Here is a 25,318-nt window from a genome sequence, read left to right on the forward strand (position 1 = left end):
CGCACGTCCCTCCAGCGGCCGCTCGTCCGGCTGCCGGACCGTGCTGCGAAGGGAGGGTTCGGTGTCGCGTCGGCCGGCTCCAGCGGAGCACCCGGATTCCGGGGACGCCACGGTCGTGGGAGACCGCGTCCTCACGCTGCCCAACCTGATCAGCTTCGTCCGGCTCGTCGGCGTGCCGATCTTCCTCTACCTGTTCCTCGTGGTCCGCGCCGACGTCGCGGCCATCGTGGTGCTCGCCGTGGGCGGCACCAGCGACTGGGTGGACGGCTGGATCGCCCGCCGGCTGGGGCAGGTGAGCCGGCTCGGCGAACTGCTCGACCCGCTGGCCGACCGGCTCTACATCCTGGCCACGCTGCTGGCCTTCACCGCGCGGGAGGTGGTGCCCTGGCAGTTCACCGGGGCGCTGCTGGCCCGCGAGTTGCTGCTGCTGGTCTCTCTCGGGGTGCTGCGCCGCTACGGCTACGGCCCGCCGCCGGTGCACTACGTGGGCAAGACCGCCACCTTCCTGCTGCTGGCGGCGTTCCCGATCCTGCTGCTGGCCGACGCCGTGCCGGACATCGGCACCGCGGCCGGCGCGATCGGCTGGGGCCTGGGCTGGTGGGGTCTGGTCCTCTACTGGGTGGCCGGCGCGATGTACGTGGTGCAGGCGAGCCGTCTCGTACGGCAGATGCGGGCGCGGCGCGCGGAGGTGGCGGCGTGACCGGGCCGGCGTCCGGCGACGCGGAGAAGGAGCGCGACCCGTCGAGCCGGGTGTACGCGCCGGACTTCCTGACCGAGCTGTTCCGCAATCCGCTGGACCCGGGGTACGGGGACGCGGCGGCGCGCCGGGCGGCGGGTGGCATGTCGCGGGTGCGGCAGGTGCTGGGCCGTCCGGTGAGCCTGCTCGTCCTGGCGGTGATCGGGTTCCTGTTCGCGGTGGCGTACCGGGAGACGATGGCGGAGGAGCCGAGCCGGGCGACGGCGCGGGCGGGGCTGATCGCCGAGATCAAGGGGCGTGAGGCGGCGACCGACCGGTTGACCGAGCGGGCCGAGCAGTTGCGCGAGGAGGTCGGCCGGCAGCGGGACGCGGCGCTGAGCGGTTCGCAGGCGTCCCGGTTGCGCACGCTGGAGGCGGGCACCGGTCTGGCTCGGGTGCGCGGTGACGGCGTGGTGGTGCGGCTGGCCGACGCGACGGCGGACCAGGACGGCGTGACCAGCGGGGACGCGGGCCCGTCCCGGGTGCTGTACTCGGATCTGCAGAAGGTGGCCAACGCGTTGTGGGCGGCGGGCGCCGAGGCGGTGGCGGTGAACGGCCAGCGGTTGACCGCGACGTCGACGATCCGGTCGGCGGGTGAGGCGATCCTGGTGGACTACCGGCCGGTGACGGGCCCGTACGAGGTGCAGGCGATCGGGCCGCGGTCGATGCGGGACCGGTTCAACGAGAGCCGGGCGGCGGCGCTCATGCGTGAGGTGGCGCGGACGACGGGGCTGTCGTTCGGGGTGAAGCGGGTCGACGACCTCACCTTGCCGGCGGCGCCGCAGCCGCGGCTACGCTACGCCGAGCCTTCGGTCAGTCCGAGTCCGCGTCCGTCGGGTTCGGGGGCCGCCGGTTCGTCGAGTCCCGGGTCGTCCGGCCCGGGTGGTTCTTCCAGCCCCTCGGGAGGTGGCCGATGATCGCGGTGCTGGCGTTGCTCGCCGGTGTGGTGCTCGGGGTGTATCTGGACCCCACGGTGCCGGCGGCGTTGCAGCCGTATCTGCCGATCGCGGTGGTGGCCGCGTTGGACGCGGTGTTCGGTGGGGTGCGGGCGAAGCTGGACCGGATCTTCGACGACAAGCAGTTCGTGGTGTCGTTCATCTCGAACGTGCTGGTGGCGGGGCTGATCGTGTACCTGGGTGACCAGTTGGGCGTGGGTGGTCAGTTGTCCACGGGTGTGGTGGTCGTGCTCGGGGTGCGCATCTTCGGAAATGTGGCGGCGATCCGTCGGCACCTGTTCCGGGCGTAGGTTTGTGGCGATGAGTGAGGAACACAGGGAGACGGGGACGGGGTGGCCGCGTCCGGTGGAGCCGGAGCGGCCGTCGGGTCCGGCGGGTGAGCCGGATCCGCGCCCGGACGCGCCCGATCCGGACGAGTTGAGCCCGTTGGCGCCGGTGGAGCCGGCGCCGGATGAGTCGTCGGAGCCGGCGGAGCGGGAGGCGGTGCCGGAGTCCGAGCCGGAGCCGGGTGCGGTGGCGCGGCCGTCGCGGTCGCGGCGGTTCTCCTCGGCGGGTCTGATGATCGCGGTGCTGCTGGCGTTGCTGGGTTTCACGCTCGTGGTGCAGTTGAAGACGACGTCGACGGATCCGACGCTCGCGGCGACGCGGGAGGAGGATCTGGTGCGGATCTCGTCGGATCTGGATTCGCGGGAGCGGCGGCTGCGTCAGGACATCGACGCCCTGGAGGAGAGTCAGCGGCAGTTGCGCTCGGGTGAGCAGGGCCGGCAGGCGGCGCTGGAGGAGGCGACGCGGCGGGCGGACGAGCTGGGCATCCTGGCGGGTACGTTGCCGGCGGTGGGTCCGGGGCTGGAGGTGCGGTTCTCGGGGCCGGCGAAGGCGGTGTCGTCGACGCGGATCCTGGACGCGGTGCAGGAGCTGCGGGGTGCGGGCGCGGAGGCGATGCAGATCCAGGGCGCTGATGGTTCGGCGGTGCGGATCATCGCGTCGACGTATTTCGTGGACGGGGCCGATGGTGTTCTGGTGGTGGACGGGCGGCGGTTGACGGGTCCGTTTACGATCATGGTGATCGGGGATCCGGCGACGATGCGTACGGCGTTGAACATTCCTGGCGGGGTGGTCGCATCGGTGCGGGACGGCGGCGGTAACGTGACCTCCGAGGATCGTGAGGTTGTGGAGGTTTCGCAGCTGCACGCGCCGATCAAGCTGGACCACGCGCGGCCGGTTTCCTGACCGGGCGCGGCCGCGCCGGTTTTTCCGGTGCACCGATGACGAAGGACGCAGTTGGTGATTCCTGAGGATCTGCGGTACACCGCCGAGCACGAGTGGGTGGTCGGTGGTGACGGTGGTGTCGTCCGCGTCGGTATCACGCACTTCGCGCAGGACGCTCTGGGTGACATCGTGTTCGTGCAGCTGCCGGATTCCGGTTCGGTGGTGGCGGCGGGCGAGTCGCTGGGCGAGATCGAGTCGACGAAGAGCGTGTCGGAGATCTACGCGCCGTTGAGCGGCACGGTGGCGGCGCGCAACGAGGCGCTTGCCGACACCCCTGAGGTGATCAACACGGATCCGTACGGTGCGGGGTGGTTGGTGGAGATCACTCCGGATGATCCGGCGGCGGTCGAGGGGTTGTTGACCGCTGATGCGTACCGCGAGCTCACCGAGAGCTGAGTTCGTGCTGTTCCGGGCGGCGGCGTGGTTCCGCGCGTCCGGTTGCCCTGCATTTCGGCGCTGGCTAGGCTCGCCCAGTCGACCGAGAACCAATAGTTTGAGCGTTGCGGAATGCGCCTTCCCGGGCACGGGGAGCCAGCCGCCGGGTGTGGTGTTGCCCGGCGGCCAGACCCGCCATTTCCTGACGCCGACCGAACAGATCCGTGAGGTGGTCCCATGACGCGCCCAGACGACGAGTTCCCCCCGCTCGACGTCACTTCGACGCTCAATCTCGGTTCGCTCGACGAAGTGCTGGAGGGGCCGGACACCGATGTGGTGCCGAGCCGGATGTCCGGTTCTTTGCCGCCGGGTATGGCGTTGCTGGTGGTTCGCCGGGGTCCGAACGCGGGCGCCCGGTTCCTGTTGGACCACGACGTGACGACGAGTGGGCGGCACCCGGACAGTGACATCTTCCTGGACGATGTGACGGTGTCGCGTCGGCACGCGGAGTTCCACCGGGACGGTGGGACGTTCACGGTGCGGGATGTGGGCAGCCTGAACGGCACGTACGTGAATCGTGAGCGGGTCGAGGCGGCGACGTTGAGCAACGGTGACGAGGTGCAGATCGGTAAGTTCCGGGTGGTGTTCATCGCCGGTCCGCGCCCGGAGGGTGAGGCCGGCCGGGGGTGAACGAGCCTGCGGCTTCGACGCCGTCCGGGGCTGGGCGGGCGCCTGCGCTGATGAGTATCGGCGAGGTGCTGGCTCAGTTGCGGCCGGAGTTTCCGGACGTCACGATCTCGAAGTTGCGGTTCCTGGAGGCCGAGGGCCTGGTGGAGCCGCAGCGGACGCCGGCGGGTTATCGCAAGTACGGCTGGGACGATGTGGCGCGGCTGCGGTTCGTGTTGACCGCGCAGCGGGATCAGTATCTGCCGTTGCGGGTGATCCGGGAGCAGTTGGCCGAGTGGGACGGTTCTGGTCCGTCGCCGGGGCGGGGGCGGCCGAATCTGGTGGCTGTGGGTCCGGGTGGTGAGGTGCCGGGCCGGGAGCCGGTGGATTCGGTCGAGTCGTCGGAGGTGCGGCTGGACCGGGCGGGGCTGATCTCGCGTAGCGGCGTGGACGAGTCGACGCTTGCGGAGTTGGAGCGGCTCGGTGTGCTGGTGTCGGATCCGCCGGGGTGGTACGACGCGGATGCTTTGATCATCGCGAGTGCGGTGGCGGGTCTGGCGGCGTACGGGTTGGAGCCTCGGCATCTGCGGGCGTACCGGTCGGCGGCGGATCGTGAGGTTGGTTTGTTCGCGCAGCTTGTGGCGCCGTTGGCGCGGCAGAGTGATCCGGCGGCGCGGGCTCGTGCGGCGGAGACGGCGCGGGAGCTGGTGGCGTTGTCGCAGCGGTTGCACGCGGCGTTGGTGCGGGTGGGGCTGCGGTCGACGTTGGGCCGGTGAGGTTGTCGGTGAAGGGCCGGGTGTCGTGGACGCCCGGCCCTTCGTCGTGGGGTGGCGCGGAAAGATCTGGTCGGGGGAGCGTGTCGTAGGCTTGCCGGGGTAAGCCCCTCCGGCGAGGCGTGGTGCACGTAGCGTGTGGGACTCCTGTGTCCTGGTCCGTGTACCGTGCAGGGAGGGGCGCGGTGCAAGGTGACGACGACACGGAGGCGGCGGTGCGCGAGCTGAGCGTGGTCGGAGTTCGGGTGGAGTTGCCGAGCAACCAGCCGATCGTCCTGCTGCGGGAGGTCGAGGGGGACCGCTATCTGCCGATCTGGATCGGCGCGGTCGAGGCGACGGCGATCGCTTACGAGCAGCAGGGGGTCAAGCCGGCCCGGCCGTTGACGCATGATCTTCTGCGGGATGTGCTGGCGGCGTTGCAGGCGCCGTTGCGGGCGGTGGAGATCACCGAGTTGAAGGACAACGTGTTCTACGCGGATCTGCTGCTGGGTGACGGGGTGCGGGTGTCGGCGCGGCCGAGTGACTCGATCGCGTTGGCGTTGCGGGTCGGCGCTCCGATTCGTTGTGCGGAGCAGGTCCTCGGCGAGGCGGGGATCGTGATTCCGGACGAGCAGGAGGACGAGGTGGAGAAGTTCCGGGAGTTCCTGGATCAGGTGCGTCCGGAGGACTTCGCGGGTTGAGGTGTGCCCGGCCGGGTGGCCGGGGTCGGCGCGGCGGTGGTTGTCACTGTGGGTGATGGCTGGCCGCCGTGTGTCGTTGGTGCCGGGCGGTCGCGCGGCGTGTCGCGGTGTCTCCTGCGGGTGAAGTGCGGGCGGCGGCGATAGGGTTGCCGTGTCGAGGGGTGCGCGTGACGGGGAGTCGGCGCGGCACCGCCACGGACGCGGGGAGGTTGGTCCGGATGCACGAGCCGCGGGATCCTGGTCCGGGTGCGGAGCAGCAGGCGGGTGTGGGGCCTGAGTCGGTCGGTGACGGTGAGGTCGGCTACCGGGGTGTGACCGCGTGTTCGGCGGTGGGCATCAGTTACCGGCAGTTGGACTACTGGGCGCGTACGGCGCTTGTGGTGCCGAGTGTGCGTGATGCTTCGGGTTCGGGGACGTCGAGGTTGTACTCGTTCCGCGACCTGGTGGTGTTGAAGGTCGTGAAGCGGCTGCTGGACGCCGGGGTGTCGTTGCAGAACATTCGGAAGGCGATCGAGGCGTTGCGGTCGCGTGGGGTGGATGATCTTGCGGGCATCACGTTGATTTCCGACGGGACGACTGTGTATGAGTGCCGGTCGCCGGAGGAGGTGGTCGACCTGTTGCAGGGCGGCCAGGGCGTGTTCGGCATCGCGATCGGTGGGGCGTTCAAGGAGATCCAGGGTTCGTTGTCGCATCTGCCGGCGGAGCCGGTGGGTGGGCAGGAGCCGGCTGCTCCGGCGGTGGAGCCGGAGGCGGACGCGGTGGGTGACGAGCTGGCGGCGCGTCGGGCGCGGCGCCGGGCCGGGTGACCTGCGTCGCGTCTCGTTGACGGGATCGCGCCGCGCCCGAAAAGGGTACGGCGCGATTCGTGTTTTGGTGACGGGGTGTGCTGTGCGGGGGCCGGGCGGGCCCGGTCCGGTGGTCGGGCGCGGCCCGGTCGGTGTATCCGCAGGTCGCGGCTGGTCGGTGCGCAATGTCCGAAAGGGACGGTACGCGCTGCGGGTTGACCGGGGGTGCTCGGCTGACTGCGGTGTGTTCATCGTATTCGCGGCTGTTGTTGACTGTCCGTAGTTGACGGTTCTCGGGATCGGGACAGGGGCGGCGTGAAGCGTGGTGGGGGGCGCGCTATCGTCCGTTCCGATCGTCGGCGTGTCGACGTCACGGTGGAACGCTGTGTGACTTCGCGCGCCGGACGGTGAGCCCCTGACGCGGCGCTGCCCGCGGACCCCTGGTGGAAGGACCGAGCATGACGGTGACGAGCGAGACCACCCCGATCTCCCATTACGAGCGCATCGGCGGCGCGGCGGCGGTGAAGGCCGCTGTGGAGTTGTTCTACGACAAGGTGCTGGCCGATGCGGATCTCGCGGGCTACTTCACCGGGGTGGACATGGTGGAGCAGCGGCGGCACCTGGCGCTCATGCTGGCGGTGGTGCTCGGTGGGCCGAACGAGTACGCCGGGCGTGGGCTGGCCGAGGCGCACCAGCCGTTGAACATTCCGGGTGAGCACTACGCGAAGGTCGGTGAGCACCTGACGGCGACGCTGGTGGAGCTGGGCGTGCCGGCCGACGTGATCGCCGACGTGCAGGTCGTGCTCGGGCAGGTCCGCGATCAGGTCGTGTCGGCGGGGGATGCCTGAGCGTGGACGCGGCACGGCTGAAGCAGAGCTGGTCCCTGGTCGCCGCGCACGGCGACCAGGTGCCGCTCTACTTCTATTCGACGCTGTTCCTGGCGCATCCGGAGACCCGGCAGATGTTCCCGACGAACATGGCCGGGCAGCGGGATCGTCTGGTGGCGGCCCTGGGGCATGTGGTGTCCCACGTGGACCAGGTGGATCAGCTGGTCGGGTTCCTGCGGGACCTGGGCGCGGATCACCGGAAGTTCGCGGTGCGCGCGGAGCACTATCCGGCGGTCGGTGAGGCGCTGCTGGCGACGTTGCGGCATTTCTGCGGTGAGGCGTGGACCGACGAGCTGGCGGCCGACTGGACCGCGGCGTACGGCCTGGTGGCGCAGGTGATGACCGACGGCGCGCAGGCGGCGGAGTCGCAGTCGCCGCCGTGGTGGGTGGCGGAGGTGCTGTCGCACGAGCAGCGCACGTTCGACGTGGCGGTGCTGACGGTGCGCCCGCAGTATCTGCTGCCGTTCAGGCCGGGGCAGTCGATCGGGGTGTCGCATCCGGCGGTGCGGTCGTGGCGGTACTACTCGCCGGCGAACGCGCCGCGTTCGGACGGCACGGTGGAGCTGCACGTGCGGGCCGCGCCGGGTGGCGTGGTGTCGTCGCGTCTGGTGTACGGGTGCGCGGCGGGTGATCAGATCCATCTGGCGTCGCCGGTGGGTGAGCGGTTGACGTTGTGGCAGGCCGGGTCGTCGGATCTGCTGCTGTTGGCCGCCGGGACCGGCTGGGCGCCGGTGAAGGCGCTGGTGGAGCAGGTGGCGGCGGAGGGTTCCGGGCGGCGGGTCGACCTGTATGTGGGGGCCCGTTCGCGTACGGAGTTCTACGACAGTGAGGCGATCGACAAGTTGGCGGCGACGCATCCGTGGTTGCGGGTGTCGTACGTGGCCGGATCGGATCCGCAGCGGCCGGGGGAGATGGTGCGGCTGGCCGACCGGGTGCTGGCCGACGGGGACTGGCGGTCGAGGCACGTGTATGTGTGCGGGTCCGACGAGATGGTCGCTGATTCGGTGGCGGCGCTGACCGCGGCGGGTTACCAGCCGGGCCAGCTGCACCACGAGGGTTTCGGCAAGCACTGGTACGGCCCGTCCTGGCGGACGGTGGCCGGTTCCGAGGGAGCAGAGGTGATCCGGTGAGCGCGAGGAGTGAGCCGGGGTTGCGAGCCCCGCAGTCGCGAACAGAGGTGATCCGGTGAGCGCGAGCCCGATCAGCAGCTATGACTCGCAGCACGTGTCGGGTCCGGTGCAGGTGCGGCTGACCGCGGACCGGGTGCGTCGGTGGGAGTTCGGGTCGGCGGCGTTCACCCGGCGCGGGTACGACCCGGCGGACGTGGACCGGTTCCGGTTGCAGGTGGCCGACGAGCTGGATCTGCTGGCGGCGCAGGTGGGGGACCTGCGGGCGGAGAACGAGCGGCTCAACGACCATCTGGAGCTGCACCGGCACGGGGTGATCCCGAGCGCGGAGAAGGCGCCGGCGGCGCCGGCGGCGAAGGAGGTCAACCTGCTGTCGGCGGCGCAGCGGGAGGCCGAGCAGATCATCGCGCAGGCGCACGACTACGCGCGCCGGGTGGCCGAGTACGCCCGTACCCAGTACGAGAGTTACATGCGGGCGGCGGCGGAGGAGGCGAAGCAGGAGGCCGAGCGGGCGGTGGCGGAGTACCGCAGCGCCGCCGGGGGCAGCTTCGACGACTCGGTGGCGACGCGGGAGGCGTTGCGGATCTTCGGCGAGATGATGATCTCCCACATGCAGGCGGCGGCGCGGCATCTCGACGACGGTAGTGAGCAGTTGGCGCGCACGATGGAGCGGATCTCCCGGGAGTTGCCGGCGGCTGGTGGCGGCGCGCCGCAGCCGGCGTTGCCCCGGCATCAGCGGTGACCGTACCGCCCGGCCTGCGGTGCGGCGGGCCGGGCGGCACGGCTCAGGTGGTGACGGCGGTGATCGCTTCGGCGATGGGCGTGTCGCCGCCGACCAGTTCGAGGGTGTGCCCGGCGGTGCCGGGGGCGTAGAGCAGGGCCAGCAGGACCCGGGCGACGTCGGCGCGGCTGATCGCGCCGCCGGTGACGTGCCGGGCCAGCGTGATGCGGCCTTCGGGTTCGTCGTCGGTGAGCCGGCCGGGCCGCAGCACCGTCACGTCGAGGTCCCGGCCGGTGATGTCGTCCTCGGCGGCTTTCTTGGCCCGCAGGTACGCCGCCCACACGTCGTCGGTGCCGTCGGCGGGTGCGTCGTCCACGCCCATGGAGGAGACCAGCAGGTAGCGGCGTACGCCGGCCTGGACGGCGGCGTCGGCGAGCAGCACTGCGGCGCCGCGGTCGACGGTGTCCTTGCGGGCGGCGCCGCTGCCGGGTCCGGCGCCGGCGGCGAACACGACGGCGTCGGCGCCGGCCAGGTGGGCGGCGAGGGTGTCGACGTCGGTGTGTTCCAGGTCGCAGAGGACCGGTTCGGCGCCGGCGGCGCGTAGCGCGGCGGCGTGGTCGGGGTTGCGGATGAGCCCGAGCGCGGTGTCTGCGCGTCCGGCCAGTTCCCGCTCCAGCAGTTTGGCGATTTTTCCGTGCCCTCCGGCGATGACGACGCGCATGCGATCAACGTAGCCCGGCCGGGCGCGCCCCGCCGGGCGTCCGGGTGGGAGGTGCGGGTCCGGCGAGGGACCATGGACGGGTGAGTGAGGCGTTCGAGGCGTTGGCGCGGCTGGTGGCCGCCGGGGACGTGGTGGTGCTCAGCGGTGCGGGCCTGTCCACCGAGTCGGGCATTCCGGACTACCGGGGGCCCAGCGGCGCGTCCCGCCGGCACACCCCGATGACGTACCAGGAGTTCACCCGGGATCCGCTGGCGCGGCGGCGGTACTGGGCGCGCAGCCACCTGGGCTGGCAGATGATCGCGCGGGCCGCCCCGAACGAGGGGCACCGGGCGGTGGCGCGGCTGCAGGACGCGGGGCTGCTCGGCGGCATCATCACGCAGAACGTCGACGGGTTGCACACCGCCGCCGGCGCCACCGGCGTGATCGAGTTGCACGGCCGCCTCGACGAGGTGACGTGCCTGGACTGCGGCAACGCCACCGGCCGCGAGGAGCTGCATCGGCGCCTGTCGGAGGCGAACCCGGGTTTCGACGCGCGGGTGGCGCGCGTCAACCCCGACGGCGACGTGGACCTGCCCGACGAGGCGGTGACCGGGTTCCGCACCGTCGACTGCGCGCTGTGCGGCACCGGCATGCTGAAACCGGACGTGGTGTTCTTCGGCGAGACGGTGCCCGCGCCGCGGGTGGCCGACTGTTTCGCCCTGGTGGAGGGGGCCCGGGCGCTGCTGGTGCTGGGGTCGTCGTTGACGGTGATGTCGGGGCGGCGGTTCGTGCTGCGCGCGGCCCGCCACGGCATCCCGGTGGCGATCGTCAACCAGGGCGTCACCCGCGGCGACACCTACGCGGCGCTGCGCCTGGACGCGCCGCTGGGCGCCACCCTGCGCGCGCTGGCGGACCGGTGCGCGGCGGCCCCGGCGCCGGTGTGATCGACAACCCCGGGACATGAGCCGGAAACACGCCCGCTGGTAGCGTTGGGGGTGCCGGTACCACCCACGTGGGAGAGACCGCCGATCCCGGCGGCGCCGAAGGGGCAGATTCTCCCCGGAACCTCTCAGGCAAAAGGACCACGTGGGCAGGCGCTGTGGAGCGCGTCAGCGCGACTCAGGGGGAGGCCGACCCGTCGACCTCGCCCCCCAAGGAGCGCAGCGCATGACCGCAGAGCAGTTCGCCGACCGGCACATCGGCCCCGGCCCGGCCGACGAGCGCCGGATGCTGGAGGCCGTCGGTTACGGCTCCGTCGACGAGCTGATGGACGCCGCGATCCCCGAGGTGATCCGCTGGCACGGCACCCTGGACCTGCCCGCCCCGGCCAGTGAGCGGGAGGCGATCGCCGAGCTGCGCGCCCTCGCGTCCCGCAACACCGTCGCCGTGTCCATGATCGGTCTGGGTTACCACGGCACGCACACCCCGGCGGTGATCCGCCGCAACGTGCTGGAGAACCCCGCCTGGTACACCGCGTACACGCCGTACCAGCCGGAGATCAGCCAGGGCCGGTTGGAGGCGCTGCTGAACTTCCAGACCATGGTCACCGACCTGACCGGTCTGGCCACCGCGAACGCCTCGATGCTCGACGAGGGCACCGCCGCGGCCGAGGCGATGACCCTCGCGCGCCGCGCGTCCAGGAGCAAGAGCCCGGTGTACGTGGTCGACGCCGACGCGCTGCCGCAGACCGTCGCGGTGATCACCAGCCGCGCCGAGCCCCTCGGCATCGACGTGCGGGTGATCGACGTGGAGCGTGACGAGCTGCCGGCGGAGTTCTTCGGCCTGCACCTGCAGTACCCGGGCGCGTCCGGCGCGGTCCGCGACGACCGGGCGCTGGTCGACGCGGCGCACGGCGTGGGCGCGCTGGTGACGGTCGCCGCGGATCTGCTGGCGTTGACGCTGCTGCGCCCGCCGGGCGAGATCGGCGCCGACATCGCCGCCGGCACCACCCAGCGGTTCGGTGTGCCGATGGGCTTCGGCGGGCCGCACGCCGGTTACCTGGCGGTGCGCTCCGGGCTGGAGCGGATGTTGCCGGGCCGCCTGGTCGGGGTGTCCCGCGACGCCGACGGCAACCCGGCGTACCGGCTGGCGTTGCAGACCCGCGAGCAGCACATCCGGCGGGAGAAGGCGACCAGCAACATCTGCACCGCGCAGGTGCTTCTCGCCGTGATGGCCGGCATGTACGCCGTCTACCACGGCCCGGACGGGCTGCGCGCCATCGCCCGGCGTACCCATGAGGCGGCGGCACGGCTCGCGGCCGGGCTGCGCGCCGGCGGCGTTCAGGTCGCGGACGTCGCGTTCTTCGACACCGTCACCGCGACCGTGCCGGGCCGGGCCGCCGACGTGGTGGCCGCCGCCGCGGCGCGCAACGTGAACCTGCGGCTGGTCGACGCCGACCGGGTCGGCATCTCCTGCGACGAGACCACCACGCCCGCGCACCTGCAGGCGGTGTGGGCGGCGTTCGGCGTCGACGGGTTCGACGGCGAGGTGGACGCGGCCCTGCCCGGCGGGCTGGCCCGCACGTCGGAGTTCCTCACCCACCCGGTGTTCCACAGCCACCACTCGGAGACGGCGATGCTGCGCTACCTGCGCCGTCTGGCCGACTTCGACTACGCGCTGGACCGCGGCATGATCCCGCTGGGGTCGTGCACGATGAAGCTCAACGCCACCACCGAGATGGAACCGATCACCTGGCCGGAGTTCGCGCACCTGCATCCGTTCGCGCCGAACGCGCAGACCGCCGGGTACCGGGAGCTGATCGCGCAGCTGGAGGGCTGGCTGGCCGAGGTCACCGGCTACGACGCGGTCAGCGTGCAACCCAACGCCGGGTCGCAGGGTGAGCTGGCCGGGCTGCTGGCGATCCGCGGCTACCACCGGGAGCGCGGCGAGGCCCACCGCGACGTGTGCCTGATCCCGTCGTCGGCGCACGGCACCAACGCCGCGTCCGCCGTGATGGCCGGCATGCGGGTCGTGGTGGTCGGCTGCGACGCCGACGGCAACGTCGACCTGGTCGACCTCGACGCGAAGATCGACAAGCACCGGGACGCGCTCGCCGCGATCATGGTGACGTACCCGTCGACGCACGGCGTGTACGAGACCGGCATCGCGCAGTTGTGCGCGAAGGTCCACGACGCCGGCGGTCAGGTGTACGTCGACGGCGCGAACCTCAACGCGCTGGTCGGGTTCGCCAAGCCGGGCCGGTTCGGCGCGGACGTGTCGCACCTGAACCTGCACAAGACGTTCTGCATTCCGCACGGCGGCGGCGGCCCCGGCGTCGGGCCGGTGGCGGTGCGTTCGCACCTGGCGCCGTTCCTGCCCGGCGACCCCCTCGGCGCCCGCGCCGACGGGCGGCCGGCGATCTCGGCGGCCAACCACGGGTCGGCGGGAATCCTGCCGATCCCGTGGGCGTACCTGCGGATGATGGGCGCCGACGGGCTGGCCCGCGCCACCGGCGTGGCCGTCCTGGCCGCGAACTACGTGGCGGCGCGGTTGCGTAACCACTTCCCGGTGCTGTACGCCGGCAACAAGGGCCTGGTCGCGCACGAGTGCATCCTGGACCTGCGTCCGCTGACCAAGGCCACCGGCGTGAGCGTCGACGACGTGGCGAAGCGGCTGATCGACTACGGCTTCCACGCGCCGACGATGTCGTTCCCGGTGGCCGGGACGCTGATGGTGGAGCCGACCGAGAGTGAGGACCTGGCCGAGCTGGACCGCTTCTGCGACGCGATGATCGCGATCCGGGCGGAGATCGACAAGGTCGGCTCGGGGGAGTGGCCGGCGGGGGACAACCCGCTGTCCAACGCGCCGCACACCGCGGCGATGGTGTCGGCCGACGAGTGGCCGCATCCGTACCCGCGGTCGGTGGGCGCCTACCCGGCGGGCGTGGACCGGGCGGGCCGCTACTGGCCTCCGGTGCGGCGCGTCGACGGCGCGTACGGCGACCGGAACCTGGTCTGCTCGTGCCCCGCGCCGGAGGCGTTCGAGGACTGAGCGGCGAACGCCGGGGCGGTGGGCTCTCGCCGCCCCGGCCGGCGCGCCGGCCGGTCATGACCGGCGCGTACGCTCACTGACGCTGCGTGATGGCTCAGGCCACGAGAGCGTGACGGGCCGGACCCCGGTGCGGGGCGATGGTGCGTCCGTCGGGGAGCAGCTCACCGGTGTCCTCGAAGACGATGACACCGTTGCAGAGCAGGCTCCAGCCCTGCTCAGGGAAGCAGGCGAGGACGCGGGCGGCCTCGCGGTCGGTCGCGTCGGCGGAGGGGCAGGTGGGCTGGTGCTGACACATCGGGTTCTCCGGACTGTGGGGGCACTGTGTCATGGTTCACATGACCAGTGACGCACAGTACCAAGGAAAACTGAGCGGCAACGAGCAAGGATGCGTCTTGTTCACCGAGAATGGGCTGAACGGATGACCCGTAACGGGCCAGACGTTGTGGAAGCGCTCCCACAGGTGGAGGTCGATACCCCAGGCGCCCCGCCCGGATGCCGTCGCCGACTGGTCGAGACGGCCCGCCTGCACTGGTCCGCCACCGACGGCGGCGACCCCGCTGACCTGGCACAACGCTTCCTCGCCGCGCACGGCGTCACCCGCGACGACCTCACCCGCCCCGGCCGCCACGACCCCGACGACGCGGTCTGCGGCGCGGCGCTCTACCTGTCCGCCGCCGCCGGCGCGTACACCCTCGGCGTGTCGCCCGGCGCGCCGAGCCCCGCGCCGACGCTGCCCGACCTGGTCGTGGTCGTCTACCACCACACCGACCGGCCCACGCCGACCCCGCCACCGGCCCACGCCGGCGGGTGGCGGCTCGGACCATGGCGCGACAGCTGGACCCCGGCCGCGCACGCCGCCGCCGTCGACGCGGTCCGCGCCGCCATCGCCCGCGGCGACGTCTACCAGACCAACCTCGTCGGCCACGCCGCCGCCCCGTACACCGGCGACCCCCGGCCGGCGCTGGCCCGCCTCGCCGCGCTGCCCGGCGCCCGCTACGGCGGCACCCTGCACGGCCCCGGCTGGGCGCTCGGCTGCGCCTCCCCGGAAACCCTCATCGCCGTCGAACACGGCCGCCTGGTCACCCGCCCCATCAAGGGCACCCGCCCGGCCACCCCCGCCGGCCGCCGCGAGCTGCTCGCCTCCGCCAAGGAACGCGCCGAACACGTCATGATCGTCGACCTGGAACGCAACGACCTGGCCCGCGTCGCCCGCACCGGCTCGGTGCGCGTCGACGAGCTGTTCGCCGTACGCCGCTGGTGTGACCTGTGGCAGGCGGAGTCGACGGTGTCCGCGGCGCCCGCCGACGGCCTCGGCCTGGCCGACCTGCTGCGCGCGGTCTGCCCCGGCGGCTCGGTCACCGGCGCGCCCAAACGCGCCGCGCTGGCGCAGATCGCCGCGCTGGAGCCGGTCGGACGCGGCGCGAGCATGGGCGCGCTCGGCTGGGTCGGACCCGACCGCCTCGACCTGGGCCTGACCATCCGCACCGCCGCCGCCGACGGCGACCTGCTGCACCTGTGGGCCGGCGGCGGCATCACCTGGGACAGCGACCCGGCCGCCGAGGTCGCCGAGGCCGCCGCCAAAGCCGCCCCGATCCGCGCCCTGCTCGCCGGCTGACGGGCCGGCCCGCTCGCGGCGGCTCCGCCGGCCGGTAGCGGCCGTGCGCGGCGGCTACCGGCCGGCGGCGAACGCGTCCAGGGCGGCGACCACCCGCTCGCTGATGCCGTGCCCGCCGCCGTGCCCGCCGGACTCCACGATCTCCAGCCGCGCATCAGGCCAGTCCCGGGTCAGCAGCCAGGCGATGTCCGGCGGGCCGCTGACATCCAGCCGGCCCTGCACCAGCACCCCCGGAATCCCCGCCAGGCGGCCCGCGTCGCGCAGCACCTGCCCGTCCGGCTGGAAACCCCGGTTCGCGAAGTAGTGCGTCACCAGCCGGGCGAACCCGTACCGGAACACCGGATCGGCGAACCGCGGATCCGGCGCGTACCCGCCCGCGAGGGACACGTGCACGTCCTCCCAGTCGCACCAGTCCCGCGCCGCCCGCTCCCGCACCGCCGGGTCCGGGTCGTCGAGCAGCCGCGCGTACGCCGCCGACAGGTCACCGTCGCGGTCGGCCTCCGGCACCCCGTCGCGGAACCGCGCCCACTCCTGCGGGAACACCCGGCCCATGTCCCGGGTCAACCACTCGATCTCCCGGCTGGTGTTGGCGACCACGCTGAACAGCACCAGCTCGGTGACCCGCTGCGGGTGCCGCTGCGCGTACGCCAGCGCCAGCGACGACCCCCACGACGCGCCGCACAACAGCCACCTGTCGATCCCCAGGTGCGCGCGCAGCACCTCCATGTCGGCCAGCAGATGCCCGGTGGTGTTCACCGACAGGTCGGTGGCCGGATCCGACGCCAGGGGAGTGCTGCGCCCACAGCCACGCTGGTCGAACAACACGACCCGGTACGCGGCCGGGTCGAACAGCCGCCGCCACCCCGCGCCCGCGCCCGAACCCGGACCGCCGTGCACCACCAGCGCCGGCCGGCCGTCCGGATTGCCGCACGTCTCCCAGTACACGCGCTGCCCGTCCCCGACGTCCAGCATCCCGTGGGCGTACGGCTCGATCGGCGGATACATGCGGTGGCCTCCCAGCGTCGGTGTCCGCACACCCTACGAGCGTCGCCGCCCCGGCGGGTGCCCCCCGCGCAGCGGTAAGCAACGGATAGCCTTCCGGGCATGACTATGCGCCCGATCCGGATCATCGGCGACCCCGTGCTGCGCACCCCCAGCGAACCCGTCACCAGCTTCGACGCCGAACTGCGCGCCCTCGTCACCGACCTGATGGACACGCTGCTCGGCGCACCCGGACGCGCCGGCGTCGCCGCGCCCCAGATCGGCGTCAACGCCCAGGTGTTCGTCTACGACGCCGACGGCCGGCGCGGCCACATGATCAACCCCACGTTGGAACTGTCCGACGAACTCCAGGACGACGACGAGGGCTGCCTGTCCATCCCCGGCCTGTACTTCCCGACCCCCCGCGCCCTGCACGCCACCGCCCACGGCTACGACCAGCACGGCGAACCCCTCACCATCACCGGCAGCGGCTTCCTCGCCCGCGCCCTGCAACACGAGACCGACCACCTGCGCGGACGCCTCTACGTCGACACCCTGCGCGGCGACACCCGCCGCCGGGCCCTGCGCGAGATCCGCGCCGGCCGATTCGACTCACCCAGCCGCGGCCGCTGACGTCAACGCGCACTCGGTGAACCCGGCCACCCGGGAGAACCCCAACCGCTCGTACAGCCGCACCGCCGCCGCGTTGTCCGCCCGCACGTTCAACGTCACATGATCCACCAACGTCAGCAGCCGCGCGCACAACGCCGCCACCACCCCCGCGCCCAGACCCCGACCCCGCACGTCCGGATGCGTCGTCACGTTCCCCAACGCCGCCACCCGCCACCGCGGCGAGAACACGTGCACCCCCGCCACCGCCACCAACCGGCCCCGCTCCCGCACACCCACGTACTGGCCCGTGTCCAGCATCCGCGGATCGAACCAGTTCCCCGGATACGCCACCGCGTACAACCCGGAAAGCTCCGCCGCGTCCGCCGGCCCCAACGGCTCACCCACCGCCGGCACCGCCGCCAGCCGCCCCGGATCCGTCAACGCCATCCGGTGATGCGCCGCCGCCTCCGACACCACGAAGCAGCGGCCCACCGCCGCCTCCAGACCGGGGGACAGGTGCGCCCACATCCGCGCCGGCAACACCGGCGCCGCCTCCGCCAGCAGCCCCGCCAGGTCCGGCACCCGATCCGGCGCCGCGAACGCCAGCAACGTCGGCAACTCCACCCCGTGATACAGCAACACCACCTGGTCGCCACGCCGGAACCACGACGTGTACGGCCAGAAAAAATCGTCCAGATCACCCAACTGGTACGCGTGCAACACCGGATCCCGGCCCAGCAGACCCGCCAGCACCGCCCGATCGTGCTCCGCCCGCACCGCCACCGCGATCAGCCCGCCAACCACTGGTCGTAACCCAACCGGGCCACCAACGCCAGCACCACCACCAGCAGCACCACCCGCACGAACCCCGCACCCCGCCGCAACGCCATCCGCGCGCCCACCGCCGCCCCCACCACGTTGCACACCGCCATCGCCGCACCCAGCGCCCACCACACGTGCCCCGTCAACCCGAACACCACAAGCGCACCCAGATTCGTACCCGCGTTCACCACCTTCGCCATCGCCGACGCGTGCACGAAATCCGAACCCAGAATCGCCGTGAACGCCAACACCAGAAACGTGCCCGTACCCGGCCCGATCAACCCGTCGTACAGGGCGATGCCCAACCCGGCCACCGCCACCGCCACCACCACCCGCCCCGGCGTGCGCCGCGGCGACGACACCACACCCAGCGACGGCCGCGCCATCACGAACACCGCCACCGCCACCAGCACCACAAGCACCACCGGCCGGTACGCGCCACCCGGCACCGCACCCGCAAGCGCCGCACCCAACCCCGCCGTCAGCACCGCCAACCCCGCCGCCGGACCCGCCACACCCCAGTCCAGCTTCGTGCGCCGCGCATACGTCACCGCCGCCGTCGACGTACCGAAAATCGCCGCCAGCTTGTTCGTGCCCAACGCCGTCGCCACCGGCACACCCGGCGCCGCCACCAGCAACGCCGGCAACAACAACAGACCACCGCCACCCACCACCGCGTCCACCCACCCCGCGACAAGGGCAGCGGTCAGCAACGTCGTCAACGACAGGGCATCCACCGCCGCATTCTGCCCACCCCGCCACCAGCGACAACGCCACCTGTGGCAAGCCTCACCGGCCCCGACGACGCCGCAACCACACCCCCACCGACCCCACCGCCACGAACACCAGCATCGAACAGCACAACAGTCTCAGCACCCGGCAAGACTGCCACGACGACGTAGGGTGTCCAGGTGCGCCTGGCCACCTTCAACCTGCTGCACGGCCGATCCCTCACCGACGGACTCGTCGACCCCGACCGGCTCACCGCCGCCGTCACCGCCCTCGACGCCGACGTCCTCGCCCTCCAGGAAGTCGACCGCGACCAGAGCCGCAGCGGCAAACTCGACCTCACCGCCCTGGCCGCCCGCGCCCTGCACGCCGACCACCACCGCTTCGCCGCCGCCGTCGTCGGCACCCCCGGAGAACAGTTCCGCCCCCTCACCCACGACGACGACGGCCACGGCGAACCCCTCTACGGCATCGGCCTGATCAGCCGCCACCCCGTCCGCTCCTGGCAGGTCACCCGCCTACGCGCCGCCCCCGTCCGCTCACCCATCTACGCACCCGGACCCGGCGGCGGCCTCATCCTGCTCCGCGACGAACCCCGCGTCGTGCTCGCCGCCGTCCTCGACACCCCCCACGGCCCCCTCACCGTCGCCGCCACCCACCTGTCCTTCGTCCCCGGCTGGAACGTCTGGCAACTACGCCGCGTCATCCGCGCCCTGCGCACCCTGCCCGCACCCCGGATCCTGCTCGGCGACCTCAACCTGCCCGCCGGACCCGCCGCCGCGCTCACCCGCTGGCGACCCCTCGCCCGCCGCCCCACCTACCCGGCCGGGCAACCCCGCGTCCAACTCGACCACATCCTCGCCGACCGGCACGCACTCGACCGGCTCCCACCCGTCACCGCCGTCCACACACCGCTGGCCACCATCTCCGACCACCGGCCCCTCGTCGTCGACCTCGGCTGACGCTCAACCCAGCCCGGCCTGCCGCCGCGCCGCGTCCACCGCGTTACGGAACAACATCGCCACAGTCGTCGGACCCACCCCGCCCACACGCGGCGTGATCGCACCCGCCACCTCGGCACACGACTCGTCCACGTCCGGCAACAACCGCCGCCCCTCGTACCGCACCCCACCACCGACCACCACCGCACCCGGACGCACATGCTCCGGCCGCACGATCCCCGGCACCCCCGCCGCCGCGATCAGGATCTCCGCCCGCCGCGTGTACCGCGGCCAGTCCGCCACCCCCGTGTGCACCACAGTCACCGCCGCGTTCGCCGTCGGCCGCTTCTGCGCCAGCAACATCGCAAGCGGCCGACCCAACGTCGCACCCCGGCCCAGGATCACCACCTCCCGCCCCGCCACCGGCACACCGTGGAACGCCAGCAACGCCTCGATCCCCGCCGGCGTACACGGCAACGGACCCGGCAACCCCAACGCCAGCCGGCCCATGTTCACCGGATGCATCCCGTCCACGTCCTTGTCCGGATCCAGCACCGCCAACGCCCGGTCGTAGTCCAGATGACCCGGGATCGGATACTGCACCAGCACCCCGTGGACCGTGGCGTCCGCGTTGAAATCCGCCAGCACCGCATGCAGATCCGCCTGCGACGCCGACGCCGGCAGATGCACGTGCGGCGACACGAAACCCAGCTCCGCCGCCTGGCGCTGCTTGATCCGGATATAACCCGCGCTCGCGTCGTCGTCACCCACCAGCACCGTCGCCAGCGCCGGCGTCACCCCCGCCGCACGCAACTCGGCCACCGACGCGGCGACCTCCGACAACACCCGCTCCGCCACCGGAGCACCCGGCAACAACCGCGCAGAAGACATACGACACCTCGCCCGCGGAGGCCCAGGCGGTCGACCCCCACGACGAGCTCCCCGATGGTTCACCCATCCCCGTGCCGCCAGTCGCGTTCCCCCTCAGCCTGCCACAGCCTCCGCCGCCACCGCATCCACCACCGACTGCCACCCCGGCAACGCCGCCAGCAAACCGTCCGCCCGCCGCCGCCGATCCGCCGCCGACGCCACACCCAGATCCGCCAGCACCGCCCCGAACGCCCGCTCCCGCTCCGGCGCCACCGCGCCCGACACCACATGACACCGCGCGTACGTCACCAGCACCCAGAACATCGCCTCCCGATGCCGGCCCGCCGCGATCAGCTCAGCCGCACCGTCGAACACCACCGGACGCCCCGCCGCACCCAGATCCGCCCCGAACGCGAACCCCTCCCGCGGCAGCCGCGCCACCTCGTCGAACACCACCGCCAACCCGGCCAGATGCTCCCGCACCCGCGCCGCGTCCACGCCCACCCCGCCACCGTCGAGCGTGTCCAGCAACCCCGGATACCGATCGGCGAACCCGAACCGCGACAGCACGCGCTCCGCCCGCACGTACCGCCGCCGCACCGTCGGATCCACCAGCCCCGCCACCGCCGGCCACACCGCCAGCAACGACGTCGGAAACACCCACGCCAACACCTGCTCCGCGGTTGGCAGCTCGGCGTCGACCGCCCGCAACCCGGCCTCGATCCGCCGCCGCACACCCGCACACCGCGCCCGCACCCACACCGGATCCGCGAACCCCGCCGCCACCCGCTCCCGCACCGCGGCCAGCCGGCCCGACGGATCCGCGATCACCCCATCGGTACGCAACATCGGCGCGAACACCCACGACCCCAGCACATCCTCCGGGCCGCCCAACTCCGCCCACGTGATCGTGCTGACCTCCAGCAGCACCCCCCGATACACGAACTTGCCCACCTTCACACCGGGCTCCCGGCACACCAGCAACACATCCACGTCCGACCACGGCGGCAACAACGCGTCGTCCGGCGACCCCACAGTCGACCCGCTGAAGAACGCCCCCTCGATCGCCGGATCGACGCGCATCCGCTCCCGTACCCACCCGGCCGCCACCGCCCGTGCCGCACCCACCCGCATCCGCCCGATCCTGCCAGCCCGGCAGACCGCCGCGCGGCCCTCACCGCCGCGGCGCCAACCCCGACAACGCCCGGTTGGTGCGATTCGCCGCCACCGCCGCCCGCTGCTGACCCGCCGTCACCTCGATGTACGTCTGCGACGACGCCAACGACGCATGCCCCAGCAACCGCATGATCTCCGCCGCGCTCGCCCCGTCCTCCGCCAACCGCGTCGCGAACGTGTGCCGCAGCGCGTGCAACCGCGCGCCCCGGGGCACCCGGTCACCGATGCCCGCCCGCCGGTAACACGACTCCACCAGGTACTGCAGCCCACCCCGCCGCAACGCCTCACCCTGGCGGTCCACCAGGAACGCAGAGTCCGGCCGCACACTGCGCGCCCCGAAGCGGAGCCGCCGGCTGTCCAGATAACCCGTGAGCACCCGGTCCACGGCATCCTCGATCGGCACCGTACGCGGCCACCCGCCCTTGCCCGCCACGTCCACCCGCCGCTCGCCGTCGCGCCCCGCCACCGACGACACCCGCAGCGCCAGCAGTTCCGACAGGCGCAACCCGGCGCACAACGCCAGCGCCAGCACCGCCAGGTCGCGCTCCGGCCACGGGTCACGCTGCCGGCCCTCCGCGCGCGCCACCGCCGCCAGCAACTCCTCCGGGGTGTCCTCACCCCGGAGCGGCTTGGGTCGGGGGAGCGGCGTACGGGGCCGCCCCACCGCCGGCATCGGATTGCCCGGTACGACGCCCTCGGCCACCAGGAACGTGAAGAAGCTGTTCCACGTCGACCAGGCACGATGGACCGACGCGGCGGCGCGGGGAGCGGCGAACCGCGCGAACGCCGCGCGCATCACTCTGGGGGAGAGGGAGCTGATCGCAACCCGGTCCAGGGGGAGGGGAGTGGCGTCGCCGTCGGCGGCGATCAGCTCGGCCACCGCGGTCAGATCCCTCCGGTACGCAGCCAGGGTGTGGGGGGAGGGCTTGCGGGTGGCCCGGGCGGTCAGGAACTCTTCGATCAGAGCGCCTACCGTTTCGTCCGGTTTGTCATGCATAAGGGATATTATGCATGATTCTCGCGTCCCTGCCAGGGGGTCCTTTCGAGGGGGAGCGCGGCCCGCTCAGTCGATGATCAACTCCACTACGCCGAGGTGGCGGCAACCCGGGCGCTCCGATGCAGCCACATCCGCGTACTGGCAGCGGCAGTCACACCTGTCGGCACTCGGCCGGAGCAGGGAGGGCGGTGAAAGGGGCCGGTGCCCTCTGCGCTCCGGCGATCATGAAGTTGACTGCGGATGCTGTCCCATTTGTCGCCGCCAACCTCATGATCGCCGGATGGTGAACGGTTGAGAGGGCGGCGTCGGCGGGGATTCGCGCTCGGGCGGCCGGTGCCTGCGGTCAAGTGCCAGCGACGCCGCGCCTGGTTGTGCGCCAACTAGCCGGACCGCGCGGTGGATGACGAGAGTGATGCCGTGTCCCGGCGGTGCGACGGGGTGAACGATTGGACCTCCAGGCCCCGGAGGGCCAACCATCTCGCGAGAGTGCCTGGGGAGGGCCACCTGAAGCGCACTTGACATAATGTGCATTATCGAATCGCGGCTCAGGAGGGCTTTACGTCTTCGCCGAGGGTGTCCGACATGACCTTCAGAAGCGCGGCCAGCCGTGGCTGGTGACCTCCGGCCCGCAGTCTCGCGAGTGCCGCGTCCACCTCTGCCTTGACCGCCTGCCGCTGCGACACCTGCCCCGAGTCGAGCGCCTTCTGGACTCGCGGTGTCAGGTCGGCCAACAACGTCAGGGCCTCCGTGTCCGGCGTATCCGCGTCGTCGGACAGTTCCGGGGCCTGCTGCCGGAGGTCCGCGAATCGCCCTGCCCCGAACCGGGCCAGGGCGTCCGCCACGTCGTCCGCCGGCTGCCGCACCTGATCGAGGTCGAGCAGCTTCAGGGCCGGCCGCCCGTCGACCGGGCTCCGGCTGGTGAGCGGACGGTCGATCGTCGCGGCGGTGGCCGGCACCAGCAGCACCTTTGCGGCTCTCTGGTTCCGGCCACGGGACGGTAGCGGCTGGTCGAGCACGACAGCGTCGATCTCGGCCCATGCCACCAGCCGGTTGAGCCCGGCGACCCGCAGATCCAGTCCGTCGGCTCCGATGCGGAACCGGAACGGCCTGAGCTGGTAGGCGACGAACAGGCCGGCCGACACAAGCCAGAGGCCGAGAAGGATCCATCGTCCGGTCGACGCGGAAGTGTGGTACAGCAGCGGGAGCACGCCGACTCCGAAGACCGTGAGGCCCCTCCACAGCTTCTCTCGGCTCCTACGCAGCTCCATGCCGGCACCTCGTCCCTTGTGGCCTGTCCTGGGAGGGCCCTACATGGTGGCACGGGCGAGGCGCTCTCGTGATCATCCGAACGTCCCCGGAAAGACCAGCACCTCTCCCCTGCCTGCCGGTACGAAGATCAGCTCAGACCGGCTGCGGGTCGCGGCGCTCGGCCTCGCCGGGCTCCGGGGCTTCCTCGACGGCCCGCAGGTCGGGCATGGCGCGTACGGCGGGCGCGACGGCCGCGCCGACGGCGAGCGCCAGCATGATCGCCGCGAAGCTGCCGAACACCACCGGCGCCGGTACGCGGTCGATCAGCAGGCCGGACAGGGCCGGGCCGAACGGCGCCACGATCAGCGCGATGAAGCTGGTCGCGGCGTTCGCTCTCCCCTGCAGGTCGCCGGGGGTGAGCAGGGTCTGGAGGGTCAGCATGCTGATGTTGGCGGCCGGTACCACCAGGACGCAGGCGCCGGCGAGCGCGCCCAGGACCAGTCCGTTGTCCGTGGTGGCCATCGCGGCGGTCAGCACGGCGCAGGCCCAGACGACAGCGAGGATCAGCCAGCGGGTGGGTACCCGGGCGGTCAGCCAGGACGCGACGAGTGATCCGGCGACGGCGCCGAGGCCGACGCATGCCATGACGGTTCCGGCGGACAGGCCGGAGGCGCCGTTGCGGACCGGCACGACGATGATCGCCAGCAGGACGCCGGCGAACGCGAAGTTCAGGACGGCGCCGCAGAGCAGGGTGAACCGCAGCGACGGTTGCCGCCACAGGAATCGGACTCCGGCGACGGCCTGCTGGGGCAGGGACTCCCCCGGCGTGGTCGCCGACCGGCCGAGTGGGCCGCGTAGCAGGGCCACGGCGACCAGGGAGACGGCGTACGAGAGCGCGTCGACGAGGAACGGCAGTGCCGGGGCGAGGCCGAACAGGAAGCCGCCGAGCGGCGGACCGGCGAGGTGGACGACGCCGTTGCGGGTTTCGTTGAACACGGTGGCCGTACGCAGGTCCCGGGCTGGGACGACGGCGCGGGTGGCGGCCGCGGCGGCGGGTTGCAGCGCGGCGCCGAGGCCGGCGGTGGCGGCGGCGAGGACGGCGATGAGCAGGACTGGCGCGTGTCCGACGAGGGCGAGCACGGTGACGCCGGTGACGGCGAGCAGCGCGCCGGCGTCGCAGCAGAGCATGAGGATGCGCCGGTCGCGGCGGTCGGCGAGCAGGCCGGCGGGCAGGAGTACGAGGACCAGGGCGATTCCTTCGGCGAAGGCGACGAGGCCGGCGTCGGTGGCGGAGCCGGTGGTCAGCAGGACGAGCAGCGGCGTGGCGACGGCGGTGACCTGGGTGCCGAGTTTCGACGCGGTGCGGGCGACGGTGATGAGGAGGAAGTCGCGGTTGTGTCGTAGGCCGGTGGGCGGCATGGGGGCTCCGTGTGCGTGGTGGCGGGCGGGATGCCGGCTTCACCGGGCCGGGTTGACGACGGACCCGGGCGGGCGGTGGCCGCCCGCCCGGGTCGCCAGGCGGATCAGGTGTGGCTGGGGCTGGTGGCCCGTTCGCCACTGCCGTCTCAGCCGTTGCAGCAGGCGATGCTGATGCTGCTGGACTGCGGCGGGACCGCGTGGCGGGTGCCGTTCTGCGTGGCCATGGCCTGCAGGTTGAGGAGC

Annotated in this window: 27 protein-coding genes and 1 riboswitch; of the genes, 17 read left to right on the plus strand and 10 right to left on the minus strand. The window is 72.4% G+C overall.

From position 1 onward, the window contains the following. The first annotated feature begins 61 nt into the window (after positions 1 to 61). From HA073_RS25125 to HA073_RS31050, 12 genes are all read left to right on the plus strand, one after another. Positions 62 to 700 (plus strand): CDP-alcohol phosphatidyltransferase family protein, encoded by a 639-nt coding sequence (locus tag HA073_RS25125; protein ID WP_043323984.1) that lies wholly within the window; start codon positions 62 to 64, stop codon positions 698 to 700. Continuing rightward, the gene (locus tag HA073_RS25130; RefSeq protein WP_043323986.1) at positions 697 to 1,653 is read left to right on the plus strand and encodes a DUF881 domain-containing protein; all 957 of its coding nucleotides are present in this window, start codon (positions 697 to 699) and stop codon (positions 1,651 to 1,653) included. Before HA073_RS25125 ends, HA073_RS25130 begins: the two co-directional genes overlap by 4 nt. Further along, positions 1,650 to 1,982: a small basic family protein gene (locus HA073_RS25135; protein WP_007071104.1), complete on the plus strand. Its 333-nt coding sequence runs from the start codon at positions 1,650 to 1,652 to the stop codon at positions 1,980 to 1,982. The genes HA073_RS25130 and HA073_RS25135 overlap by 4 nt, the downstream gene beginning before the upstream one ends. A 10-nt stretch (positions 1,983 to 1,992) precedes the next feature. Further along, positions 1,993 to 2,922 carry a DUF881 domain-containing protein gene (locus HA073_RS25140; RefSeq protein WP_043323991.1) on the plus strand — a complete coding sequence of 310 codons (930 nt, stop codon included), beginning with the start codon at positions 1,993 to 1,995 and terminating at the stop codon, positions 2,920 to 2,922. Between the two features lie 54 nt (positions 2,923 to 2,976). Beyond that, positions 2,977 to 3,357, plus strand: a complete 381-nt coding sequence (gene gcvH / locus HA073_RS25145) for a glycine cleavage system protein GcvH (RefSeq protein ID WP_043330119.1) — start codon at positions 2,977 to 2,979, stop codon at positions 3,355 to 3,357. A 216-nt stretch (positions 3,358 to 3,573) separates the two neighbouring features. Beyond that, a complete protein-coding gene (locus HA073_RS25150; RefSeq protein WP_030503922.1) occupies positions 3,574 to 4,026 on the plus strand; it encodes an FHA domain-containing protein in 453 nt (150 codons plus the stop codon). 50 nt (positions 4,027 to 4,076) lie between these two features. Then, the gene (locus HA073_RS25155; protein WP_176722889.1) at positions 4,077 to 4,778 is read left to right on the plus strand and encodes a MerR family transcriptional regulator; all 702 of its coding nucleotides are present in this window, start codon (positions 4,077 to 4,079) and stop codon (positions 4,776 to 4,778) included. A 212-nt stretch (positions 4,779 to 4,990) separates the two neighbouring features. Beyond that, positions 4,991 to 5,455, plus strand: a complete 465-nt coding sequence (locus tag HA073_RS25160) for a bifunctional nuclease family protein (RefSeq protein ID WP_043330120.1) — start codon at positions 4,991 to 4,993, stop codon at positions 5,453 to 5,455. A gap of 218 nt (positions 5,456 to 5,673) precedes the next feature. Beyond that, complete coding sequence (locus tag HA073_RS25165) at positions 5,674 to 6,261, plus strand: MerR family transcriptional regulator (RefSeq protein WP_064446489.1); 588 nt, start codon at positions 5,674 to 5,676, stop codon at positions 6,259 to 6,261. A 437-nt stretch (positions 6,262 to 6,698) separates the two neighbouring features. Next, positions 6,699 to 7,088 (plus strand): group 1 truncated hemoglobin, encoded by a 390-nt coding sequence (locus HA073_RS25170; protein ID WP_069089632.1) that lies wholly within the window; start codon positions 6,699 to 6,701, stop codon positions 7,086 to 7,088. Between the two features lie 2 nt (positions 7,089 to 7,090). Continuing rightward, a complete protein-coding gene (locus HA073_RS25175) occupies positions 7,091 to 8,257 on the plus strand; it encodes a globin domain-containing protein (RefSeq protein ID WP_166457425.1) in 1,167 nt (388 codons plus the stop codon). A gap of 55 nt (positions 8,258 to 8,312) precedes the next feature. Further along, a complete protein-coding gene (locus HA073_RS31050) occupies positions 8,313 to 8,996 on the plus strand; it encodes a DivIVA domain-containing protein (RefSeq protein WP_064445943.1) in 684 nt (227 codons plus the stop codon). Positions 8,997 to 9,039: 43 nt separating this feature from the next. On the opposite strand, the gene HA073_RS25185 is transcribed toward HA073_RS31050, so the two are convergent. Continuing rightward, positions 9,040 to 9,696 (minus strand): NAD(P)H-binding protein, encoded by a 657-nt coding sequence (locus HA073_RS25185; protein ID WP_166457426.1) that lies wholly within the window; start codon positions 9,694 to 9,696, stop codon positions 9,040 to 9,042. Between the two features lie 80 nt (positions 9,697 to 9,776). Between HA073_RS25185 and HA073_RS25190 the strand changes: the two genes are divergently transcribed. Together HA073_RS25190 and gcvP are read left to right on the plus strand one after the other, a co-directional pair. Beyond that, a complete protein-coding gene (locus tag HA073_RS25190) occupies positions 9,777 to 10,619 on the plus strand; it encodes an NAD-dependent protein deacetylase (protein WP_166457427.1) in 843 nt (280 codons plus the stop codon). Between the two features lie 59 nt (positions 10,620 to 10,678). Next, a riboswitch (glycine riboswitch) is annotated at positions 10,679 to 10,770 on the plus strand. A 72-nt stretch (positions 10,771 to 10,842) separates the two neighbouring features. Further along, entirely contained in the window at positions 10,843 to 13,665 is a 2,823-nt protein-coding gene (gene gcvP, locus HA073_RS25195; RefSeq protein ID WP_166457428.1) for an aminomethyl-transferring glycine dehydrogenase, read from the plus strand. Between the two features lie 94 nt (positions 13,666 to 13,759). Here gcvP and HA073_RS25200 read toward each other — a convergent pair whose 3' ends face one another. Then, positions 13,760 to 13,960, minus strand: a complete 201-nt coding sequence (locus HA073_RS25200) for a DUF5999 family protein (RefSeq protein WP_013286363.1) — start codon at positions 13,958 to 13,960, stop codon at positions 13,760 to 13,762. Positions 13,961 to 14,083: 123 nt separating this feature from the next. Here HA073_RS25200 and HA073_RS25205 point away from each other — a divergent pair, with 123 nt between their 5' ends. Next, complete coding sequence (locus HA073_RS25205; protein ID WP_140946320.1) at positions 14,084 to 15,280, plus strand: chorismate-binding protein; 1,197 nt, start codon at positions 14,084 to 14,086, stop codon at positions 15,278 to 15,280. A gap of 54 nt (positions 15,281 to 15,334) precedes the next feature. Here HA073_RS25205 and pip read toward each other — a convergent pair whose 3' ends face one another. Further along, positions 15,335 to 16,285, minus strand: coding sequence for a prolyl aminopeptidase (pip, locus tag HA073_RS25210; protein ID WP_166457429.1), 951 nt, complete (start codon positions 16,283 to 16,285; stop codon positions 15,335 to 15,337). 99 nt (positions 16,286 to 16,384) lie between these two features. Between pip and def the strand changes: the two genes are divergently transcribed. After that, the gene (def, locus tag HA073_RS25215) at positions 16,385 to 16,894 is read left to right on the plus strand and encodes a peptide deformylase (protein ID WP_064445948.1); all 510 of its coding nucleotides are present in this window, start codon (positions 16,385 to 16,387) and stop codon (positions 16,892 to 16,894) included. Here the strand turns inward: def and HA073_RS25220 are convergent. Further along, positions 16,874 to 17,677: a GNAT family N-acetyltransferase gene (locus HA073_RS25220; RefSeq protein ID WP_166457430.1), complete on the minus strand. Its 804-nt coding sequence runs from the start codon at positions 17,675 to 17,677 to the stop codon at positions 16,874 to 16,876. The two genes, def and HA073_RS25220, sit on opposite strands and share 21 nt — an antisense overlap. Further along, positions 17,662 to 18,432, minus strand: coding sequence for a TSUP family transporter (locus HA073_RS25225; RefSeq protein WP_176722890.1), 771 nt, complete (start codon positions 18,430 to 18,432; stop codon positions 17,662 to 17,664). The genes HA073_RS25220 and HA073_RS25225 overlap by 16 nt, the downstream gene beginning before the upstream one ends. Before the next feature lie 174 nt (positions 18,433 to 18,606). Between HA073_RS25225 and HA073_RS25230 the strand changes: the two genes are divergently transcribed. Next, the gene (locus HA073_RS25230; protein WP_166457431.1) at positions 18,607 to 19,386 is read left to right on the plus strand and encodes an endonuclease/exonuclease/phosphatase family protein; all 780 of its coding nucleotides are present in this window, start codon (positions 18,607 to 18,609) and stop codon (positions 19,384 to 19,386) included. Between the two features lie 3 nt (positions 19,387 to 19,389). Here HA073_RS25230 and HA073_RS25235 read toward each other — a convergent pair whose 3' ends face one another. The 5 genes from HA073_RS25235 to HA073_RS25255 form a co-directional block, all read right to left on the minus strand. After that, the gene (locus tag HA073_RS25235; RefSeq protein WP_064445951.1) at positions 19,390 to 20,256 is read right to left on the minus strand and encodes a bifunctional 5,10-methylenetetrahydrofolate dehydrogenase/5,10-methenyltetrahydrofolate cyclohydrolase; all 867 of its coding nucleotides are present in this window, start codon (positions 20,254 to 20,256) and stop codon (positions 19,390 to 19,392) included. Positions 20,257 to 20,349: 93 nt separating this feature from the next. After that, the gene (locus HA073_RS25240; RefSeq protein ID WP_166457432.1) at positions 20,350 to 21,369 is read right to left on the minus strand and encodes a hypothetical protein; all 1,020 of its coding nucleotides are present in this window, start codon (positions 21,367 to 21,369) and stop codon (positions 20,350 to 20,352) included. A 40-nt stretch (positions 21,370 to 21,409) separates the two neighbouring features. Next, entirely contained in the window at positions 21,410 to 22,408 is a 999-nt protein-coding gene (locus tag HA073_RS25245) for a tyrosine-type recombinase/integrase (RefSeq protein WP_166457433.1), read from the minus strand. Between the two features lie 545 nt (positions 22,409 to 22,953). After that, positions 22,954 to 23,676, minus strand: coding sequence for a hypothetical protein (locus HA073_RS25250; protein WP_166457434.1), 723 nt, complete (start codon positions 23,674 to 23,676; stop codon positions 22,954 to 22,956). A 133-nt stretch (positions 23,677 to 23,809) separates the two neighbouring features. Then, positions 23,810 to 25,075, minus strand: a complete 1,266-nt coding sequence (locus tag HA073_RS25255) for an MFS transporter (protein WP_166457435.1) — start codon at positions 25,073 to 25,075, stop codon at positions 23,810 to 23,812. Between the last annotated feature and the right edge of the window lie 243 nt (positions 25,076 to 25,318).

This window comes from Micromonospora sp. CMU55-4, assembly GCF_011602315.1.
GTDB classification, from domain to species: Bacteria; Actinomycetota; Actinomycetes; order Mycobacteriales; family Micromonosporaceae; genus Micromonospora; species Micromonospora chalcea.